At 42.6% G+C, this 21,011-nt stretch carries 22 protein-coding genes; 20 read left to right on the top strand and 2 right to left on the bottom strand.

Going from position 1 to position 21,011, the window contains the following annotated elements:
* Positions 1-110: 110 nt before the first annotated feature.
* From mgtA to O3602_RS02030, 10 genes are all read left to right on the top strand, one after another.
* Positions 111-2,771, top strand: a complete 2,661-nt coding sequence (gene mgtA / locus O3602_RS02075; protein WP_003013109.1) for a magnesium-translocating P-type ATPase — start codon at positions 111-113, stop codon at positions 2,769-2,771.
* A gap of 220 nt (positions 2,772-2,991) precedes the next feature.
* Positions 2,992-3,621, top strand: a complete 630-nt coding sequence (gene upp / locus O3602_RS02070) for a uracil phosphoribosyltransferase (protein ID WP_003005574.1) — start codon at positions 2,992-2,994, stop codon at positions 3,619-3,621.
* A gap of 129 nt (positions 3,622-3,750) precedes the next feature.
* Positions 3,751-4,341, top strand: coding sequence for an ATP-dependent Clp protease proteolytic subunit ClpP (clpP, locus tag O3602_RS02065; protein WP_003013000.1), 591 nt, complete (start codon positions 3,751-3,753; stop codon positions 4,339-4,341).
* 277 nt (positions 4,342-4,618) lie between these two features.
* The gene (locus tag O3602_RS02060; protein ID WP_003013098.1) at positions 4,619-4,897 is read left to right on the top strand and encodes a DUF2129 domain-containing protein; all 279 of its coding nucleotides are present in this window, start codon (positions 4,619-4,621) and stop codon (positions 4,895-4,897) included.
* A gap of 108 nt (positions 4,898-5,005) precedes the next feature.
* On the top strand, positions 5,006-6,163 hold the full coding sequence (locus tag O3602_RS02055) for an ABC transporter substrate-binding protein (protein WP_003013214.1): 1,158 nt from the start codon (positions 5,006-5,008) through the stop codon (positions 6,161-6,163).
* 81 nt (positions 6,164-6,244) lie between these two features.
* Positions 6,245-7,114 carry a branched-chain amino acid ABC transporter permease gene (locus O3602_RS02050; RefSeq protein ID WP_021153669.1) on the top strand — a complete coding sequence of 290 codons (870 nt, stop codon included), beginning with the start codon at positions 6,245-6,247 and terminating at the stop codon, positions 7,112-7,114.
* 3 nt (positions 7,115-7,117) lie between these two features.
* Positions 7,118-8,065, top strand: coding sequence for a branched-chain amino acid ABC transporter permease (locus O3602_RS02045; RefSeq protein WP_371611049.1), 948 nt, complete (start codon positions 7,118-7,120; stop codon positions 8,063-8,065).
* Positions 8,065-8,829: an ABC transporter ATP-binding protein gene (locus tag O3602_RS02040; RefSeq protein ID WP_003013488.1), complete on the top strand. Its 765-nt coding sequence runs from the start codon at positions 8,065-8,067 to the stop codon at positions 8,827-8,829. The genes O3602_RS02045 and O3602_RS02040 overlap by 1 nt, the downstream gene beginning before the upstream one ends.
* A complete protein-coding gene (locus tag O3602_RS02035) occupies positions 8,829-9,539 on the top strand; it encodes an ABC transporter ATP-binding protein (RefSeq protein WP_003013180.1) in 711 nt (236 codons plus the stop codon). The genes O3602_RS02040 and O3602_RS02035 overlap by 1 nt, the downstream gene beginning before the upstream one ends.
* A gap of 167 nt (positions 9,540-9,706) precedes the next feature.
* Positions 9,707-10,363: a CBS domain-containing protein gene (locus tag O3602_RS02030; protein WP_371611048.1), complete on the top strand. Its 657-nt coding sequence runs from the start codon at positions 9,707-9,709 to the stop codon at positions 10,361-10,363.
* Positions 10,364-10,650: 287 nt separating this feature from the next.
* Here O3602_RS02030 and O3602_RS02025 read toward each other — a convergent pair whose 3' ends face one another.
* Positions 10,651-11,538 carry a YitT family protein gene (locus tag O3602_RS02025; RefSeq protein WP_371611047.1) on the bottom strand — a complete coding sequence of 296 codons (888 nt, stop codon included), beginning with the start codon at positions 11,536-11,538 and terminating at the stop codon, positions 10,651-10,653.
* A gap of 149 nt (positions 11,539-11,687) precedes the next feature.
* On the opposite strand from O3602_RS02025, the gene tmk reads away from it, so the two are divergent.
* The 8 genes from tmk (at position 11,688) to O3602_RS01985 (ending at position 17,744) form a co-directional block, all read left to right on the top strand.
* Positions 11,688-12,326: a dTMP kinase gene (tmk, locus tag O3602_RS02020; protein WP_003004942.1), complete on the top strand. Its 639-nt coding sequence runs from the start codon at positions 11,688-11,690 to the stop codon at positions 12,324-12,326.
* Positions 12,323-13,216, top strand: a complete 894-nt coding sequence (locus O3602_RS02015) for a DNA polymerase III subunit delta' (RefSeq protein ID WP_371611046.1) — start codon at positions 12,323-12,325, stop codon at positions 13,214-13,216. The genes tmk and O3602_RS02015 overlap by 4 nt, the downstream gene beginning before the upstream one ends.
* Positions 13,217-13,225: 9 nt before the next feature.
* The gene (gene yabA, locus O3602_RS02010) at positions 13,226-13,546 is read left to right on the top strand and encodes a DNA replication initiation control protein YabA (RefSeq protein ID WP_003005416.1); all 321 of its coding nucleotides are present in this window, start codon (positions 13,226-13,228) and stop codon (positions 13,544-13,546) included.
* Between the two features lie 2 nt (positions 13,547-13,548).
* Entirely contained in the window at positions 13,549-14,406 is an 858-nt protein-coding gene (gene rsmI / locus O3602_RS02005; RefSeq protein WP_371611045.1) for a 16S rRNA (cytidine(1402)-2'-O)-methyltransferase, read from the top strand.
* A gap of 17 nt (positions 14,407-14,423) precedes the next feature.
* Entirely contained in the window at positions 14,424-15,005 is a 582-nt protein-coding gene (locus O3602_RS02000) for a GNAT family N-acetyltransferase (protein WP_003008260.1), read from the top strand.
* On the top strand, positions 14,989-15,480 hold the full coding sequence (locus O3602_RS01995; RefSeq protein WP_371611044.1) for a methylated-DNA--[protein]-cysteine S-methyltransferase: 492 nt from the start codon (positions 14,989-14,991) through the stop codon (positions 15,478-15,480). The genes O3602_RS02000 and O3602_RS01995 overlap by 17 nt, the downstream gene beginning before the upstream one ends.
* Before the next feature lie 5 nt (positions 15,481-15,485).
* Entirely contained in the window at positions 15,486-15,839 is a 354-nt protein-coding gene (locus tag O3602_RS01990; protein ID WP_003013024.1) for an arsenate reductase family protein, read from the top strand.
* A 363-nt stretch (positions 15,840-16,202) separates the two neighbouring features.
* On the top strand, positions 16,203-17,744 hold the full coding sequence (locus O3602_RS01985) for an ABC-F family ATP-binding cassette domain-containing protein (RefSeq protein ID WP_371611043.1): 1,542 nt from the start codon (positions 16,203-16,205) through the stop codon (positions 17,742-17,744).
* Positions 17,745-18,219: 475 nt separating this feature from the next.
* On the opposite strand, the gene O3602_RS01980 is transcribed toward O3602_RS01985, so the two are convergent.
* Positions 18,220-19,065 carry a peptidylprolyl isomerase gene (locus O3602_RS01980; RefSeq protein WP_151378652.1) on the bottom strand — a complete coding sequence of 282 codons (846 nt, stop codon included), beginning with the start codon at positions 19,063-19,065 and terminating at the stop codon, positions 18,220-18,222.
* Positions 19,066-19,239: 174 nt separating this feature from the next.
* Here O3602_RS01980 and O3602_RS01975 point away from each other — a divergent pair, with 174 nt between their 5' ends.
* Positions 19,240-20,160, top strand: coding sequence for a multidrug resistance efflux transporter family protein (locus tag O3602_RS01975; protein ID WP_151378651.1), 921 nt, complete (start codon positions 19,240-19,242; stop codon positions 20,158-20,160).
* A 233-nt stretch (positions 20,161-20,393) separates the two neighbouring features.
* Entirely contained in the window at positions 20,394-20,939 is a 546-nt protein-coding gene (locus tag O3602_RS01970) for a hypothetical protein (RefSeq protein WP_155172301.1), read from the top strand.
* The last annotated feature ends 72 nt before the right edge of the window (positions 20,940-21,011 follow it).

The following is a 21,011-nucleotide window of genomic DNA, read 5'->3' as shown; positions in this document are numbered from 1 at the left end:
CTATGATACAAATTGACGATCATCCCGAACCGCACCGAACCAGCCAATCGCTGATTTGTGTCGTAGGGACTCCAAAAGTGATTGGCTCCTGATTGAAAAAGGAGATACCAATGCAAACAAATAAAGAAAGACTGATTGCTGCTCTTCAAGAACCACTTGAAAGTACCTTTGCCACCTACAAAACCAGTGCCCTTGGTTTAGTTGACGATCAAGTAGAAGAAAACCGCGATATTTATGGCGAAAATGTCATCACAAAGGGTCAAGAAGATTCCATGATCAAAAAGATCTACGAATCGATCATCAATCCTTTTACAGTGATTTTGTTGGTCATTGCGCTGGTTTCCTTCATCACCAATGTCTGGCTAGCAAAACCAGGTGAACAGGATCCAACGACCTCCATCATCATTGTGACCTTGGTCTTGATCTCTGGTGGTATCCGCTTCATTCAAGAATTGCGGAGCGACAAAGCAGCTAGCAACTTATCACGTATGATTGTCAATACAGCGACCGTTCTGCGTGATGGATCAGAACAAGAAATTCCGATCGATGAAATCGTCGTAGGAGATGTGATCAAACTAAGTGCCGGCGATATGATTCCAGCAGATGTGGTCTTGATTGATTCCCGTGACTTCTTTGTCCAACAATCTGGTCTCACTGGGGAAAGTGATGCTGTTGAAAAGGTTTGTCTCAGAAAAGCCGACAGTCAAAATCTAGACAGTCTTTTGGAGAGTGAAAGCTTGGCCTTCATGGGGACCAATGTCATCTCCGGACGGGCGACAGCTTTGGTCTTGGTCGTGGGGGATGAAACCATGATGGGCGCCATTGAGCAAACCATCAACACCTATGACGAACCAACCTCATTTGAGAGAGAAATGAATACCATCTCTTGGCTCTTGATTCGGCTCATGTTAGTGATGGTGCCCGTTGTCTTTGTGATCAATGGTCTCACAGATGGTGACTGGTTAGAAGCGGGTGTCTTTGCCCTCAGCGTTGGGGTTGGTTTGACTCCAGAAATGCTGCCGATGATTATTACAGCGAGTCTTGCTAAGGGCTCCATCATCATGGCAAAAGAAAAAGTCGTTATCAAAAAACTCAATGCCATCCAAGACCTCGGCGCTATCGATATTTTGTGTACTGATAAGACAGGAACCTTGACCCAAGATGAAATCGTTTTGGAGTATCCGCTTGATATCCATGGCGATTTGGATCTATCAGTCCTTCGCCGGGCTTACTTGAATTCCTATTTCCAAACCGGGCTAAAAAATTTGATGGACCGGGCGATTATCAATCGAACCCAGAAAGAAGCCAAGAAACATGAGATTGTTCGCGATCTGGATCAAACCTTCCATAAGATTGATGAATTACCCTTTGATTTTGAACGTCGCCGCATGAGTGTCATTGTCAAAGATGAAGACGGTGTGGTCAGCATGGTGACCAAGGGTGCCTTGGAAGAAATGCTTTCTGTATCGACTTATGTTGAGTACAAAGGGGAGATTAAACGCCTGACAGATGAAGTCCGTCAAGAGGTCCTCGCTGAAGTTGCTCAATTAAATGAACAAGGTCTTCGTGTTTTGGGCGTCAGCTACAAAACCGACTTGGACGAAAATGACATCTTTAGTGTTGAAGATGAAGGAGACATGATCCTAACCGGTTACCTTGCCTTTCTTGATCCACCAAAACCTTCTGCAGCTCCCGCTATCAAAGCTCTTGCAGAATATGGGGTAACCACCAAGATCTTAACTGGGGACAATGAAAAGGTCACCCAAGCTGTCTGTGAAAAAGTTGGACTAGATGTCGAGCGGATTCTTTTGGGAAGCGAAATCGATACGATGACTAACCAAGAGTTAGCACAAGTTGTGGAAACAACAACGGTCTTTGCCAAATTATCACCAGATCAAAAAGCGCGGATCATCCTCAGCCTCAAGAACAATGGCCACAAGGTTGGTTACATGGGAGATGGGATTAACGATGCTCCATCTATGAAGGTCTCAGACGTTGGGATCTCCGTGGATACAGCTGTTGATATTGCCAAAGAAACGGCAGATGTCATCCTTCTAGATAAGGACTTGATGGTCCTTGAAAAAGGTTTGGTTGAAGGCCGCAAGGTCTATGCCAATATGACCAAGTACATCAAGATGACGGTCTCTTCTAACTTCGGGAACATCTTTTCTCTTCTCTTTGCCAGCATCTTTTTGCCTTTCCTTCCGATGGCTCCTGTTCATTTAATTGTGCTCAATCTTATCTATGATCTTTCTTGTATCGCCCTTCCTTTTGACAATGTCGACAAGGAATTCCTCAAGAAACCTCGTATCTGGGAAGCAAACTCTATCATGCGTTTTATGGCCTGGATCGGTCCAATTTCATCAGTATTTGATATTATTACCTACATGCTTCTTTACTTCCTTGTTGTTCCTATGATTTTAGGTCAAGGCTACAACCATGGAGCAGCAGATGCAGCAGCCTTTATCATGGTGTTCCAAACTGGATGGTTTATCGAATCTATGTGGTCTCAAACCATGGTTATCCATATGTTGCGTTCACCAAAACTGCCATTTATCCAAAGTCGTCCAGCCTTCTCAGTCGTGGTGACGACTCTAGCAGCGGCCTTCTTTGTAACCTCCCTTCCATATAGTCCTTTGGCTTCTATCTTGAAGTTGAGCCAACTAAATGGATTGTACTTTGTTCTATTGTTTGCGATTATCGTCCTCTATATGCTGAGTGTGACGGTTGTCAAACGTATCTATATTAAGAAATACAAAGAATGGTTATAATTGATTGATAGAAAGAGTGAGTCCGAACTTAAAAAATTAAGTGTAAGGGCTCTCTTTTTTTTGTAAAATTTGGTATAATAAGACGAATGTTAAGTTGGAAATGAAGATTTCCATGTGCTGTGAGTATTAAAGAGGGACTGAAAGAAAGAGTAGAGCTTGACTCCACTTTTATCATAGCTCTTTTTTGAATAATAACAGCTTAGAAAGAAGGATCTCAAAAATGGGAAAACTAGAAGTTATTACACATCCACTGATTCAACACAAATTATCTATTCTTCGTCGTACAGATACCTCTACGAAGGCCTTTCGTGAATTGGTAGATGAGATTGCTATGTTGATGGGCTACGAAGTGTTGCGTGAATTGCCTCTTGAGGATGTTGAAATTGAAACTCCTATTACCAAAACCGTTCAAAAACAAATCGCGGGTAAGAAATTGGCTATTGTCCCAATTCTTCGTGCAGGGATTGGGATGGTTGATGGTCTCTTGAGTTTGGTACCAGCTGCTAAGGTTGGCCATATCGGGATGTACCGTGATGAAGAAACCTTGAAACCAGTTGAATACTTGGTGAAATTGCCAGAAGATATTGATCAACGTCGTATCTTTGTAGTAGACCCTATGCTTGCTACGGGTGGATCCGCTATTCTGGCGATTGATTCCTTGAAAAAACGTGGTGCTAGCCATATCAAATTTGTCTGCTTGGTATCAGCGCCAGAAGGGGTGAAAGCTCTTCAAGAAGCTCACCCAGATGTTGATATCTTTACAGCAGCCCTCGATGATCATTTGAATGAACATGGCTACATTGTCCCTGGTCTTGGGGATGCGGGTGACCGTTTATTCGGTACCAAATAAAGAAACCATTCATGATTCGTCCGAAAGGTGCTTAAGATTTGACCTTTTTTGACCATTGGTTTATAATAGCACATATATTTTGAACCTCACGAATCGTGAGAATGAATGGATACTAAAGGAGAAGAATAGATGATTCCAGTAGTTATTGAACAAACCAGTCGTGGAGAACGTTCTTACGATATTTATTCCCGTCTGTTGAAAGATCGAATTATCATGGTAACAGGACCAGTTGAGGACCAAATGGCTAACTCCATTATCGCTCAATTGCTCTTCTTGGATGCCCAAGATAATACAAAAGATATCTATATGTATATCAATACACCAGGGGGATCTGTCTCTGCAGGTCTCGCTATCGTGGATACCATGAACTTTATCAAGTCAGATGTCCAAACTATTGTCATGGGGATGGCAGCTTCTATGGGAACTGTCATTGCTTCAAGCGGTGCGAAGGGCAAACGCTTCATGTTGCCAAATGCAGAGTACATGATTCACCAACCAATGGGTGGTACTGGTGGCGGTACCCAACAAACCGACATGGCGATTGCAGCAGAACATTTGCTCAAAACACGGAATAACTTGGAAAAAATCCTTGCGGAAAATTCAGGTCAATCCATTAAAAAAGTGCATGCAGATGCTGAACGAGACAATTGGATGAGCGCGCAAGAAACTCTTGAATATGGCTTTATTGATGAAATCATGGCCAACAATAATTTGGGCTAAACCATCCTGTGGGAAGGCTCGTCAAGAGGCTGGGACAAAAGTCCTAGCCTCTCAATTATTTTTGGATTGTCGAGCAAAACGCAGTGGTTGAGTGGGCTCTACTACGCTGATTTCATCAGCTTTTACAGCCCTACTCAACTGTGCGGAGGTGGGACGACGAAATCGAATTCTAACGAATTACCGATTTCTGTTCCACTCTCTTTTTTGCTCCCATAAAAGAGTAGTTCTTTTTCTTGAAATTTGATATACTAGTAACAGAACGAGAAAGGGATTAACCATGTTTGAGAAACAAGAAAGAACAGGCTTGATTGTTAAATTGTATTACAATCGAGATGGGAAAAAATTACAATCTGTTGGAGATGTCTTGTACCATTCTAAGAAATGCCGTTATGTCCAATTGTATGTGGACAGTGACAAGGCCGATCAAGTCATGGAAGACTTAAAGAAAGAACGTTATGTCAAAAAGGTCTTGCCTTGCCATCTCAAAGATTTAGATACAGATTTTGTGGGAAGTTTACAACGATTGGAGACCCCATCTGTGGTCACAGAAGGTTAGAAAACGCAATCATTTGATGGATTGCGCTTTTTTTATTGACAATTGTCAGATAATTCGGTATATTCTTAATGTATTTAATTTAAGATTCATTTAAGGAGATCATTACAAATGAAGAAAAAATTTGCTCTTTCATTTTTAACCATTGCAAGTGTCGCTCTTCTTGCTGCTTGTGGTGAAGTTTCTACTTCAGGTTCAAACACAACTGGTAACGAAATCGGCAAAGAATTAAAAGTCGGTTTTAACTTTGAAAAAACTGGTGAAGTAGCAGCCTACGGTAGCGCTGAACAAAAAGGTGCTCAATTGGCCGTTGATGAAATCAACGCTAAGGGTGGAGCTGACGGTAAGAAGATTGTTGTCACAGATAAAGATAACAAATCTGAAACAGCTGAAGCAGCTACAGTCACTACAAACCTTGTCACTCAATCAAAAGTGAACGCTCTTGTAGGGCCTGCAACTTCAGGTGCTACTGCAGCAGCGGTTGCCAATGCTGGTAAAGCAGGTGTTCCATTGGTTACACCATCTGCAACTCAAGATGATTTGACAAAAGGTCAAGATTACCTCTTCCGTGCAACCTTCATCGATAGCTTCCAAGGACAAATCATTGCTAAATACACAACTGATAACTTGAAAGCTAAGAAAGTCGTTCTTTACTACGATAACTCATCTGACTATGCGAAAGGGATTGCTGAAGCCTTCAAGAAATCTTACAAAGGTGAAATCGTAGCAACAGAAACCTTCCAATCTAAGGATACAGACTTCCAAGCTGCTCTTACAAAAATCAAAGATAAAGACTTCGATGCGATTGTTCTTCCAGGTTACTACACTGAAACTGGTAAGATCGTAAACCAAGCGCGTGGTATGGGAATCAAACAACCAATCATTGGTGGGGATGGATTTAGCGATGCTAAATTCGTTGAACAAGCAACACCTGCTGCAGCTACTGATATCTACTACGTAGCTGGATTCTCTACTGAAGGTGAAATGACTGATAAAGCTAAGAAATTCGTAGAAGCATACAAAGCGAAATACAACGAAGAACCTTCAATGTTCGCAGCTTTGGCGTATGATTCAGTTTACATGGTTGCTGAAGCATCTAAAGGTGCTAAGAACTCTGTCGAATTGAAAGATAACCTTGCGAAGTTGAAAGACTTGGAAGGTGTGACTGGTACAATGTCAGTTGACAAGAACCACAACCCGGTTAAATCAGCTCTTATGATTGGCTTGAAAGATGGTAAAGTCAAATCAGTTGAGTCTGTTAAACCATAATTATCATTTGTTGTTTGTACAAGAGGCTGGGAGAATGAAAATTCCTGGCCTCGCTCTTTATTGTTAGAAAGGATGGTTCAAATGCTCCAGCAATTAGTGAACGGTCTAATCTTGGGAAGCGTCTATGCACTCTTGGCCCTCGGTTATACCATGGTGTATGGAATTATCAAATTGATCAACTTTGCCCATGGGGATATCTACATGGTAGGTGCCTTTATGGGGTATTTCTTATTGAACTCGTGGAAAGTGAACTTCTTTGTCGCCTTGCTCCTAGCCATGGTTGGGACAGCTATTTTAGGGGTTGTAATTGAATACCTGGCTTATCGTCCGCTTCGTCATTCGACTCGGATTGCAGCCTTGATCACAGCCATCGGGGTTTCCTTCTTGCTCGAATATGGGATGGTCTTCTTCGTAGGTGCCAATACCCGTTCCTTCCCGCAAGTGATTAAAACGGTTCGTTACAACTTCGGTCCTATCTCAATCTCTAATATTCAGTTGATGATCTTGGGAGTGTCTGTTTTCTTGATGGTCGCTCTTCAATTTATTATTCAAAAGACGAAGATGGGGAAAGCCATGCGGGCTGTATCTGTTGATAGTGATGCCGCTCAATTGATGGGGATTAACGTAAACCGTACGATCAGCTTTACCTTTGCTTTGGGATCAGCCTTGGCAGGTGCTGGTGGTGTCTTGATTGGTTTGTATTACAACTCGATCGAGCCTTTGATGGGGATGACACCAGGGATCAAAGCCTTTGTCGCAGCCGTTCTTGGAGGAATCGGAATCATTCCAGGTGCTGCTCTAGGTGGATTTGTTATCGGTTTGTTGGAAACCTTCGCTACAGCGATCGGTCTTTCAGACTTCCGTGATGCCATTGTGTATGCTATCTTGATTGTGATCTTGCTCATCCGTCCAGCAGGTATCCTCGGTAAAAATGTGAAAGAGAAGGTGTAAGCCATGAAACAAAATTTAAGAGTGAATTTAGTCTGGCTTGGTCTTTTGGTCGCAGGTTTTGCCTTGATCCAAGTCTTGGTTGCAGCAGGTGTGCTCAACCTCTTCTATATCCAAATTTTGGAACAAATCGGAATTAATATTATCCTTGCAGTTGGCTTGAACCTCATCGTTGGTTTCTCAGGTCAATTCTCACTCGGGCATGCCGGATTTATGGCGATTGGTGCCTACTCTGCAGCCATTCTCGGTTCCAAATCACCAACCTACGGGGCTTTCTTTGGCGCGATGGTTTTAGGTGCTTTGATTGCTGGTGTCGTTGCCTTGATCGTTGGGGTTCCAACCCTTCGTTTGAAAGGGGACTACCTCGCGATTGCGACTCTTGGAGTTTCTGAAATCATCCGGATCTTGATCGTCAATGGGGGTACTCTCACCAATGGGGCCGCTGGGATCCTTGGTTTACCAGCCTTTACAACTTGGCAATTGGTTTACCTCTTTGTCGTGATTACAACGATCTTTACGATTAACTTCTTACGCAGTCCAATTGGGCGTTCTACCCTTTCTGTTCGTGAAGATGAAATCGCAGCAGAATCTGTTGGGATTAATACGACTAAGGTTAAAGTCATTGCCTTTGTATTTGGTGCGGTCACAGCGGCGATTGCTGGATCTCTTCAAGCTGGCTTTATCGGTTCTGTTGTTCCTAAAGATTACTCTTTCACCAATACTATTAATGTCTTGATCATTGTCGTTTTCGGTGGTTTGGGATCGATGTCAGGAACAGTTGTGGCAGCCATCGTCTTGGGGATCTTGAACATGGTGCTTCAAGACTTCTCAAGCATCCGTATGATCATTTACTCATTGGCTTTGATTCTCGTAATGATCTTCCGTCCAGGTGGTCTTCTTGGAACATGGGAATTTAGCTTGAAAAAACTACTCTCAAAAAAGGAGGCTAACTAATGGCACTTCTTGAAGTAAAAAATTTAACAAAAAACTTTGGTGGTTTGACAGCCGTTGGGGATGTGACCATGGAACTCAATGAAGGGGAATTGGTTGGTTTGATCGGACCCAACGGTGCCGGTAAAACAACCCTCTTCAACCTCCTAACAGGGGTATATGAACCAAGTGAAGGGACTATTACCTTAGATGGTCAGCTCCTAAATGGTAAAGCACCTTATAAAATCGCTGCAGGTGGTCTGGGACGTACTTTCCAAAATATTCGTCTCTTTAAAGATTTGAGCGTTTTGGACAATGTCTTGATTGCCTTTGCTAATCACCATAAACCACATGTCTTTGCGAGTCTTTTCCGCTTGCCAAGCTATTACAAGAATGAAGAAGCTTTGAAAGCGAAAGCCCTTGAATTGTTAGCGATTTTTGATTTGGAAAAAGAAGCAGATACCTTGGCCAAAAACTTAGCTTACGGACAACAACGTCACTTGGAGATCGTTCGTGCCCTTGCTACAGAGCCAAAAATCCTCTTCTTGGATGAACCTGCTGCAGGGATGAACCCTCAAGAAACAGCAGAATTGACCCAATTGATCCGTCGCATTCAAAAAGAATTTAATATTACGATCATGCTGATTGAGCACGATATGAGCTTGGTCATGGAAGTAACAGAACGGATTTATGTATTGGAATATGGTCGCTTGATTGCCCATGGGACGCCAGATGAAATCAAGACCAACAAACGTGTAATCGAAGCATATCTAGGAGGTGAAGCCTAATGTCTATGTTAAAAGTTGAAAATCTTTCTGTACACTATGGCATGATCCAGGCTGTCCGTGATGTCAGTTTCGAGGTAAACGAAGGGGAAGTTGTTTCTCTTATCGGTGCTAACGGTGCTGGGAAAACATCTATTCTTCGTACCATTTCAGGCTTAGTGCGTCCAAGTGCTGGGAAAATCGAGTTTTTAGGTCAGGAGATTCAAAAGGTTCCTGCTCAAAAGATTGTAGCAGCCGGACTCTCTCAAGTTCCAGAAGGCCGCCACGTCTTTCCAGGCTTAACTGTTATGGAAAACTTGGAGATGGGAGCTTTCTTGAAGAAAGATCGAGAAGAAAATCAAGCTAACTTGAAGAAAGTCTTCTCCCGTTTCCCACGTTTGGAAGAACGGAAGAACCAAGATGCAGCAACCCTATCTGGTGGGGAACAACAAATGCTAGCAATGGGTCGTGCACTTATGTCAACGCCAAAACTCTTGCTTCTGGATGAACCTTCTATGGGATTGGCTCCAATCTTTATCCAAGAAATCTTTGATATCATCCAAGATATCCAAAAACAAGGAACAACTGTTCTCTTGATCGAGCAAAATGCCAATAAGGCCCTTGCTATCGCAGACCGCGGTTATGTTTTGGAAACAGGGAAAGTCGTTCTTACCGGAACAGGAAAAGAACTCTTAACCTCAGAAGAAGTCCGCAAGGCCTACCTTGGTGGATAAGATTTCTAAAGTTTGTTTGAAAGGAAAGGTCAATTGGACCTTTCTTTTTTCATCTCTCTTGTTTGATTTTTCTAAATTTTGAAAACAAGAGAAAACTGCTGAAAGCGTTTGAAATCATTCTTAAAATCAAGTATAATAAAACTAATAAAAGCATAGGAGAACTTGTTATGGCTGTTAAAGATTTTATGACACGTAAAGTGGTTTACATTAGTCCAGATACTACAATTGCCCATGCGGCAGATTTGATGCGCGAACAAGGTTTGCACCGTTTGCCAGTCATTGAAAATGATCAATTGGTTGGTTTGGTGACAGAAGGTACGATTGCAGAAGCAAGTCCATCTAAAGCAACAAGCTTGTCTATTTTCGAGATGAACTATCTGTTGAACAAGACCAAGGTCAAAGATGTCATGCTTCGCGATGTCATTACCGTCTCTAAATTTGCTAGCTTAGAAGATGCGACCTACCTCATGTATAAGAACAAGGTGGGAATTCTTCCAGTCGTGGACAATGAGCAAGTATCTGGTGTCATCACAGACCGTGATATTTTCCGTGCCTTCCTTGAAGTATCCGGTTATGGAGAAGAAGGAGTTCGTGTTCGCTTTGTGACAGAAGATAAGGTTGGTGTTCTAGAACAAATCATTCACTTGATTGTAGAAGAAGGGTATAACATCGCCAATACAGTCAATATTCCAACCAAAGACGACCGTGTGGTTATCGAAGTCCAAATTGATGGGGTGACAGATCTAGAAGGAATCCGTAGTAAATTTGAAGCCAACGGTTTGAAAGTCGATGAGATCACTCGAACAACCGCAAAAGCAATTTAATAAAAAATCAGGCTGGATGACAATCCAGTCTGATTTTTGTATAAGGTAACCTAATAAATTCTATAAAAATAATTATGATTTTATTAATCATGACGTGTATTCTAAGACTTTCCGCCGTGAGAAAAGAGCATGAAACATACTTGTTTCATGCTCTCGGAATTTTTGAGACATTAGGCTCAAAAATTAGTCATGGAACTTTGTAAAAGTTCGCTGACGTCCGTACTCACCTAAGGAAAATCGTAAATAGAAAAACAAAGCTAGATGAAAATCTAGCCTTATTTTTTCTATTAACGGTTAATGGGTTGTTTTTCTTTATCTAAAGTAAAGCCTTCGCCGAGAATTTCATGGGCTTCAGAAATGGTGATGAAGGCGAATGGATCGATCTGATTGATGATGTCTTTCATTTGTTTCATCTCATTCCGTGAAACGACACAGTAGACGATATCCAGATCTTTACGGCTGTAATAGCCCATTCCACGGAGAAAGGTAATCCCGCGACCCAAATCATCGGATACTTTTTTGGCAATTTCTTCTGGTTTGGAGGTAACGATAAGGAAGCCTTTTCCAGCAAAACCACCTTCCCCAATCAAATCGATCACTAGAGTGTCAATCAGGATGAAGAAGAGGGTGTACATAGCTGTACGAACATCTTGAAAGACAACAACAACGGTAATCAGGACGATAGCATCGACGATCAACATGAGTTTCCCCATGGTGAGGGAAGTGTATTTGTTAAAGATGCGAGCGAGGATATCAGTTCCTCCCGTAGTTCCACCGGCATTGAAGATGATCCCTAGACCTAAACCAAGGACAACCCCTGAGGCGATACAGGCAAGCAGAATATCTCCTTTAAAGGCTGTAAAGATAAAGTGATGGTAGTGGTGGCTGAGGGGCATAGCTTCAAAAATTGCCATCCATGCCGAAACCGAGAAAGTCCCAAGTAAGCTCAGATAAAGAGATTTCTTGCCCAGCAGTTTCCAAGCCAGAACGAAGAGAGGGATATTGATCAGCAAATTCATCAGGGATACGGGGATTTTGAAGAGGTAATAGGTGATCAAGGTAATCCCTGTCGCACCACCTTCATAGAAGTGAAAGGGAATGACCAAAAAATAGATCCCAAACGAAAAAATGCCGGCCCCCAAGATGATAGCCAGAATATCTTTAAATTTAAACATGATAGGTTGTCTCCTAAAACTTTATAAGAACATTGTAACAAAAAAGTGAAAAAATGAAAATGACTTTGAAAAATTTTCTCTCCTAAAATACAAGATTTTTACCCTTATTTTTGGTAAAATAAAAAGTAGAAAACTAGAAAGAGGATACTATGGTAAACGGTACATTAATTTCATTTGAAGGTCCAGAAGGAGCGGGAAAATCATCGGTCCTAGAAGCCGTTTTGCCTCTACTTGAAGAAAAAGGAATTCCTTTTATTACAACCCGTGAACCAGGCGGTGTAGATATTGCAGAAAAGATCCGCCAAGTCATTTTAGATCCAGACCATACTAGTATGGATGCCAAGACCGAGTTGTTGCTTTATATTGCTAGTCGCCGGCAGCATTTGGTGGAACGTGTCTTGCCAGCCCTTGCAGCTGGGAAGGTTGTCTTGATGGACCGCTTTATTGATAGCTCGGTCGCTTATCAAGGGTATGGTCGCGGTCTGAGTGTGGAAGATATCGAGTGGCTCAATCAATTCGCGACAGATGGTCTTAAACCAGATCTCACCCTTTACTTTGATCTGGATGTTGAAGAAGGGCTCGCCCGAATTGCCAAAAACCAAGAGCGGGAAGTCAATCGTTTGGATTTGGAAGGATTGGAGCTTCACCAAAAAGTCAGACAGGGTTATTTGGCCTTGTATGAAAAGGAACCAGAGCGCATTGTGAAAATCGATGCCAGTCAATCCTTTGAAGCAGTCTTTGCGGATGTCTTGGCTGTTTTAGAAAATCGCTTGGGGATATTGAAATGAAGCTAGAAGAGATCCAACAGCTCCAGCCAGAATTGGTGGAGCGCTTCACCCAGATCTTAGAACACAAACAGCTCAGTCATGCTTATCTCTTTACAGGTTCTTTTGCCAGTTTTGAGATGGCCCTCTTGCTAGCTCAAAGTCAATTTTGCGAAGATTTGCAGGGAGTCTGGCCTTGTGGCAAATGCCGTTCCTGCCGCTTGATTGAAGAAGAAGAATTCTCAGACGTAAAGATCGTGCGTCCAGTCAACCAGATCATTAAGACTGACCGCATTCGTTCGCTGGTTCAAGACTTTTCTCAATCAGGATTTGAAGGCAGTCGGCAGGTCTTTATCGTCCAAGATGCGGATAAGATGCATACCAATGCGGCCAACTCTCTCTTAAAAGTTATGGAGGAGCCCCAGAGTGAGATCTATCTCTTCTTGTTGACATCCGATGAAAACTTAATCTTACCGACTATCAAGAGTCGGGCCCAGCAGGTTCATTTTCCTAAAAAGCAAGCCTACCTAACCGAACTGTTAGAAAAAGAAGGCTTGATCAAATCACAGGCAAATTTAGTAGCTCGTTTTAGTTTTAGTCTCGAAGAGGCAGAGCAGCAAAAAAAGAATGCTACGTTTTTTGAACTAGCAAAAGTTTGTGATCAGTTTATCGAACGTTGTCAATCCAATTTGAATCGCGCCTATTTGGAAGTGACCCGCTTAGTGAGTCTAGCAGATGATAAGGAAAAACAAAGCCAGGCCTTTCGTTTGATGGAGTTGGCTTTAGAAGAGCAGTTGCGCTTGAGTCGATCCCAGCAGTTGCTTGAGAAATTGAGTCTTGCTCGCAGGATGTGGAAGGCTAATGTTTCTTTTCAAAATGCTCTAGAATATATGGTTTTTAGCTTAGAAAGTTAAGGAGTCAAAATGAATAAAAAAGAATTATTTGATGCTTTAGACGGCTTTTCTCAGAATTTGTTGGTCACCTTGGCTGAAGTCGAAGCCATCAAGAAAAATTTGAAACAAGTCATCGAAGAAAATACAGCTCTTCGCTTAGAAAATGATAAATTGAGAGAGCGTTTGGGGGAAGTGGAGAAGACCTCATCCGCAAAGTCACAACACCATGGCCGTGAAAATTTGCAACGTATTTACAACGACGGTTTTCATATCTGTACTTATTCCTATGGTCAACGCCGTGAGAACGATGAAGAGTGTATGTTTTGTGACGAGTTGTTATTTAGGGAGTAAGCATGCAGATCCAACGAAGTTTTAAAGGGGAAAAGAAAACAGGGGTGCTTTACCTGGTCCCAACACCGATCGGTAACCGGGAGGATATGAGTTACCGCATGGTCCAGACCTTAAAGGATGTGGACTTGATCGCAGCTGAGGATACTAGAAATACAGGCCTCTTGCTCAAGCATTTTGAGATTGCGACGCCCCAGACTAGCTTTCATGAGCACAATGCCATGGAGAAAATTCCAGATCTGATCGCCTATTTAGAATCCGGAAAGGATGTGGCGCAAGTCTCAGATGCAGGACTCCCTAGTATCTCTGATCCCGGTCATGATTTGGTCAAGGCAGCGATCGAACGAGAGATTCCTGTCGTAGCTGTGCCTGGTCCTAGTGCGGGTATTACGGGTTTGATTGCCAGTGGCCTAGCCCCTCAACCTCATATTTTTTATGGATTTCTGCCTCGCAAAGAGGGGCAACAGAAGGCTTTTTTCCAAGAAAAAGTGGCCTATCCTGAGACCCAGATCTTTTATGAGTCTCCCCATCGAGTGAAGGCAACCTTAGAGAATATGTTGGCTGTCTATGGGGATCGTCCGGTTGTCCTGGTTCGTGAATTGACCAAGATCTACGAGGAATATACTCGTGGCAGTATTTCTGAGTTAGTCGCATTTCTTGAAGAAAATCCCCTCAAAGGGGAATGCCTCTTGATTGTCGAAGGAGCCAAGGAAGAAGAGCTAGATCTAGAAGAGGTCGACTTGATCCAAGAGATCGATACCTTGGTCCAAGAGGGCATGAAGAAAAATCAAGCAATTAAACAGGTCGCCAAACAATACGGCCTGCAAAAGAGTGAGCTCTATGCTCGTTACCATCAAGAGTAGGAAAGGTTGGAAGCAGGATGGAAATTAGAATGGCTTATCCCAACGAGATTAAGCGAATTATGGAAATCATCCAAGATGCCAAGGAAAGCCTGGCTCAAAGACAGGTCGACCAGTGGCAGGATGGCTATCCAGATGAAGAGATCATTTTTGAGGATATTCTAGAAAGTCGTGGCTATGTGGCAGTTGAAGATCAGGAAGTTGTCGCCTATGCAGCTGTCTACAAGGGAAATGAAGCGGCATATAATGAGATTTACGATGGCAAGTGGGAGCATGACAACTATATGTATGTCACTTTTCACCGCGTCGCTGTAGCTAAAGAAGCTGCTGGTAAAGGGGTGGCTCAGACCTTCCTTCAAGGTTTAATCGAAGGAGAAAAAGGGCCGGATTTCCGTTGCGATACGCACCCGGATAATCTGGTCATGCAACATTTGCTTGAAAAATTGGGCTACCATTATTGTGGAAAGGTCCCTATTGATGGAGTCCGTCTGGCTTATCAAAAGATCAAACGAAAAGCAGAAACTAGTCTATTCCAAGTGGTCTCAGAAGAGGACCGCTGGGACCAAAGAGCGGAAGCAGCCTACAATGACTCTCTATCTTAAACAATTTTATGAAAGCCCTATGGGGCTTCTTTCGATCGTTGTCAGTGAAGAAGGCCTTGTTGAGCTTGATTTTTATGATCCGAAAGAAGAGGCACCTGATCCCTATGGGGCGCTGGAACAGGTCCATCCCTACCATGAGAAGGTGAAGGAGTGGTTGGACCACTATTTTGCGGGAGATCCAATCACTATCAGTTTTCCACTAGCACCGCAAGGGACAGCCTTCCAAGAGCGGGTGTGGCAGTTATTGCAAGAGATCCCATATGGTGAGACCAAAACCTATGGCCAGCTTGCCCAGGATCTTTCTTGTGGTTCAGCCCAAGCCGTGGGACAGGCTGTTGGACGCAATCCCTTGACGATCTTAGTCCCTTGTCACCGTGTGATGGGAAAAGATGGACAACTGACGGGCTATGCGTCTGGACTTGATCGCAAACGCTGGCTCTTACACCATGAAGGAATTACCTGGAAGGAGAAATAAAAGCGATGTATACCTTTATTGAATACCCAAAATGTTCGACTTGTCGAAAGGCTAAATCAGAATTGGACGGTCTCCAATGTGAGTTTCAAAGCCAAAACATTGTCACAGAAACACCGACTAGCCAAGAATTGCAAGACTGGATGGCAGCATCTGGCCTACCGATCAAGTCTTTCTTCAATACTAGCGGAATGAAATACCGTGAACTCGGTTTGAAAGATAAGGTGGATCAACTGACAGTGAAAGAAGCGGCGGATCTCCTTGCTTCAGACGGTATGCTGATCAAGCGGCCTTTGCTTGTCAAAGACGGAAAAGTTGTTCAAGTGGGCTACCGGAAACCGTACGCAGACTTAGGTTTGTAAAAGAAAAGGGAGTTGGGTTTTCTTCAGATCTATAATAAAAGTATGTCAGAAGCTTTCCTTAGGTGAGTACGGACGTCAGCGAACTTCAAAGAAGTTCCATGACTTAGTTTTGAGCCTGAGGTCTCAAAACTCCCGAGTGCTAGAAACAATAATGTTTCTAGCACTTTTCTCACGGCGGAAAGTTTCGGTATATTCTTTATGAGATTCATAAGTTAGAACTTATTTTGATTTCTTGACAAAATCGCGTAACCTATCTTACTTATAATTTATTTATATATATTCTAAAGGGAGTTGGGCTCCCTTTTCATTTTTCAGTGAAGATGATATAATCATACGAGTGAATTCAATGAAAGAGAGTCAAGCATGAGTATTTTAGAAGTGAAAAATTTAAGCCACGGTTTTGGGGACCGTGCGATTTTTGAGGATGTGTCTTTCCGTTTGTTAAAGGGAGAGCATATCGGTCTTGTCGGGGCCAATGGTGAAGGGAAATCGACCTTCATGAGTATCGTGACAGGTAAAATGCAACCTGATGAAGGAAAGGTGGAGTGGTCTAAGTATGTGACGGCAGGTTACCTGGATCAGCATTCGGTCTTAGAAGAAGGACAAACAGTTCGCGATGTCTTACGGACCGCTTTTGATGAGTTGTTCACAGCTGAAGCTCGCATCAATGACCTCTATATGGCCATGGCGGAAGAGGGAGCCGATGTCGATGCTTTGATGGAAGAGGTTGGAGAACTCCAAGAGCGTTTAGAAAGTCGTGATTTTTATACCTTGGATGCCAAGATCGATGAAGTGGCGCGTGCTCTTGGGGTCATGGACTTTGGCATGGATACGGATGTGACCTCCTTGTCAGGTGGGCAACGGACCAAGGTCCTCTTGGCCAAACTCTTACTTGAGAAACCAGATATCCTTCTCTTGGACGAGCCAACCAACTACTTGGATGCAGAGCACATCGATTGGCTTAAGCGCTATTTGCAAAATTATGAAAATGCCTTTGTCCTCATTTCTCACGATATTCCTTTCTTGAATGATGTGATCAACATCGTCTACCATGTGGAAAATCAGCAGTTAACCCGCTATTCAGGAGATTACTACCAATTCCTTGAAGTCTATGAAATGAAGAAATCGCAATTGGAAGCGGCTTATGAGCGCCAGCAAAAAGAGATTGCTGATTTGAAAGATTTCGTAGCCCGTAATAAGGCGCGTGTGGCTACACGGAATATGGCCATGTCTCGTCAGAAGAAGCTGGACAAAATGGAACTCATTGAGTTGCAAAGTGAGAAACCAAAGCCATCCTTTGAATTTAAAAATGCCCGGACTCCTGGCCGCTTTATCTTCCAGGCCAAGGATCTTCAGATTGGCTATGATCGTCCTTTGACTAAATCTTTGAACCTAACCTTTGAACGCAATCAAAAGGTAGCCATCATCGGAGCTAACGGGATCGGGAAAACCACTCTCTTGAAGAGCTTGCTGGGAATCATTCCTCCGATCGCTGGAGAAGTAGAGCGGGGGGATTACCTAGAACTTGGTTACTTCGAGCAAGAGGTCGAAGGGGGCAATCGCCAGACACCGCTTGAAGCAGTCTGGAATGCCTTTCCGGCTCTCAACCAAGCAGAAGTTCGTGCCGCCCTTGCCCGTTGTGGTTTGACCACCAAACATATTGAGAGCCAAATTCAGGTGCTATCCGGTGGAGAGCAAGCCAAGGTACGCTTCTGTCTCTTGATGAACCGTGAAAACAATGTCTTGGTACTAGACGAGCCGACCAACCACTTGGATGTGGATGCCAAAGAAGAATTGAAACGGGCTCTGAAAGAGTACAAGGGATCGATTCTCATGGTTTGCCACGAGCCAGATTTCTATGAAGGCTGGATGGACCAAATCTGGGACTTTAATGAATTGACGTAAAGACAAAAAGAGAAACTTGTCTCGCTTTTTAGAATGAAGAAATTTTGTTGTTTACATAAGGCGGCACAACTAATTAAAAAAATCTAAATGATTCTATTTTTAAATTTAGTCAAGTAATGACCGAAACATTCCGCAGTGAGAAAAGTGCCTGAAACAGATTTGTTTCAGGCACACGGAATTATTGAGAGTAAAACAGTTTGGGGAACTGTTTTAGCCTGAGCTCTGAAATTAAGGAGCGAAGGGCTCAATACAAATTGAACACGGGCTGCGGATTGTGTCAAAAAGATAAGTTCTCCTAGAATCGAAAGATTCTGCGTCAAACTTCCTATTTTGATTTTATCCGCAGACGCCCTTTGTATCTTGATTTAGTCATGGAACTTCGCAGAAGTTCGCTGACGTCCGTACTCACCTAAGGAAAGTTTCTAAGAAAAATTTACATTTGATAGAAAAAGAGAACCGTTTGGTTCTCTTTTCATTATTTCTTGAAATTGTAGTCTTTTAAGATCTCGATTTTTTCAATCTTGATATCTGTTTTTGGTTTGTCCTTATCATTGGTTTCGGCAGAGGCGATTTTATCGACCACATCCATGCCATCGATCACTTGGCCAAAGACAGTGTAGTTACCACCATCGAGGGTTGGATTTCCACCATTTTTATAAGCATCGATGATCTTAGCTGGGAAGCGGTCAGTTGGGAGCTTGCTAGAAATATCTTCCTTATTTTGGTTAATATAGAATTGACTACCATTGGTATTTGGACCAGAATTGGCCATGGCAAGGGCTCCACGAAGGTTGTAAAGGTATGGAGAATACTCATTCTCAAAACCAGTACCTGAATCTTTGGATTTGTCTTTGCCCTTCCAGATGGATTCACCACCAGTACCATCTCCCTTAGGATCCCCAGTTTGGATCATAAAGTTGTTAATGACACGGTGGAAAAGTAAGCCATTGTAGTAGCCTTCTTTTGCGTGGGTCAAGAAGTTTTCAACTGCAAGTGGGGCATATTTAGGGAAGAGCTTGACAGTGATGTCGCCTTCAGTTGTTGTAATTTTAACTTCTGCTTCGTCTTCAGCCACTTCATTTGAGAGTTGTGGGAAGACGGCATTTTCATTGGTCATGGCATCGTTAAAATCTTTGCGCAGTTGTTCTAATTTCTTTTGTTCTTCTTCAATTTTCTTTTGATCTTTTTCACTAGAGCTAGAAGTTGCTGTCTGCTCTGTCTTTTCTTTGCTTGAGCTTGAAGAGTTAGCGTCTGTTTGATTGGTCGAACAAGCTGTTAAAGCCAAGCCGGAAAATAATAGTAGTGCGATTAGTTTTTTCATATTCTTCCTTTCCAACATAGTTGTCTCTCTCTATTGTACCTTAATTTTACGATACTTTCAAATCTTGATAAAATTTAAGGCCAAAACACTGTTTTGAAAATTTGCAGAAAACAGATGAAAGTATTTCTGAATTCCTGTATAATAGGATGACTACAGGAGAACGATCATCAAAAAATGAAATCATCACATTTTGCGAGAGCCCTTTGGTTTGGTATCCTAGGTGCTCTCTTTTTTGCATTTACTTTTATTTTTAATCGAAGCATGAACCTGGCAGGTGGTTCCTGGATGTGGAGTGCTAGTTTGCGTTACCTTTTTAGTTTGCCTATGATGGCTGTTTTAGTCTGGCAGAAAGGTGAGTTGAAGGGTGTCCTATCAGCAATTGCACGAGCTCCGTGGACTTGGTTGCTCTGGAGTACGGTCGGCTTTGGTCTCTTTTATGCGCCTTTATCGATGGCTTCTATCTATGGAGAATCATGGTTTGTGGCTGCGACCTGGCAGATTACGATTTTAGCTGGTCTCTTTCTGACCCCACTTTTTGGGCAAAAGATTCCAGGAAAACAGTTTGGAATGACTTTGCTGATTTTGTTAGGAATCGTATTGATTCAAATTCCATATTTTGGACGAGGTCTCGGAGAAGGTGTGGTGAGAGCTAGTATCTTAATTTTGATCGCTGCTTTTTCCTATCCATTGGGAAATCGCAAGATGCTAGTTCATTGTAAAGAAGAACAATTATCAACGACCCAACGGGCCTTTGGGATGACCTTAATGAGTGTTCCCTTTTGGTTGCTCTTAGCCGTCTTTGCAGGAGTAGATGCAGGCTTACCATCAGGTGGGCAAATGCTCCAATCCTTGATCGTAGCTGTATTTTCAGGAGTTATCGCGACCATGCTCTTCTTTGAAGCAACCAACTTGGTGAAACACAACCATCAGCAGTTAGCTGTTGTTGAAGCTACCCAGGCCGGCGAGGTCCTCTTCACCCTATTTGGAGGCTGTCTTTTTCTAGGAGATCAGATCCCAACCCCACTAGGATTTTTAGGGGTCTTCATTGTGATCATCGGTATAGTGGGAAATAGTCTGATGACTTCTTCAGACTAGATAGTGCTAGAAGAGTAGAACTTAAAAGATGATATTGCGGTTCAGTCTATCAATGCTAACGCCCACAAGGGTGTTTTCTTTTTGGATTTAATCACTAATTAAGAAGAAAGTTGCGTAGAGATGGAAAATTCGGTATGATGGGAGATAAGTTGATTTGGTGGGATATGAACGAATTCCCTCAAAAATCGTATCATGAATGGGGAGCCACAGATGAACATTAAGAGAGGTATAAAATGGAAAGAAATAAGAGTTTGATTTATATGATGCGTTTTGCTGGTAAAGAGTATTACCTAGATAAGATAAGAATGAGACTTTATGTGAACCATCAAAAAAAGTCTGTCCGATTTGATCGATGGACTTTTGGTCTAGGAGCTATCATTGGCTTTTTCATTCTAGTTCCCCATTGGGTCCATTCCATTTCTGTAGTTTACAAAACTATCTTGCTTGGATTGGGCTGGTTGTTGGTTGCTACACTGATCAGACGTATGATGACCATGGAGCAAGATCCAAATTTTGAAGAGTTTCATATTGAGACGCTGGACAAGCGAGCGGAGTTTCTTTTAAGAATGAAATCAAAGCTATATCGTAAACTGTGGATTGGACTGGCCTTTCTGTATGCCAGCATCTTTCATGCAGTTCATTACATCATGGCCAATCTTCCAGGAAGCTATGGTATGAGTCTGATGATGTTCTATGGAGTCTATCTCTGCTTAGGTCAATCCCATATTCTATCTCAGATGAAGATCTTTAAAGAGCTAACAAAACAATTGCGTAGATAAGGACCAGATTTGTACTTAAGATGTGCTGACTTCATATGAATTAAAGAGTGGGAAAGATTTAGTTTTACTTGT

This window comes from Streptococcus sp. 27098_8_186 (assembly GCF_041432055.1).
GTDB classification, from domain to species: domain Bacteria; phylum Bacillota; class Bacilli; order Lactobacillales; family Streptococcaceae; genus Streptococcus; species Streptococcus dentalis.
Note: the sequence above shows the minus strand (reverse complement) of the source record. Positions and strands in the feature narration are given on the sequence as shown.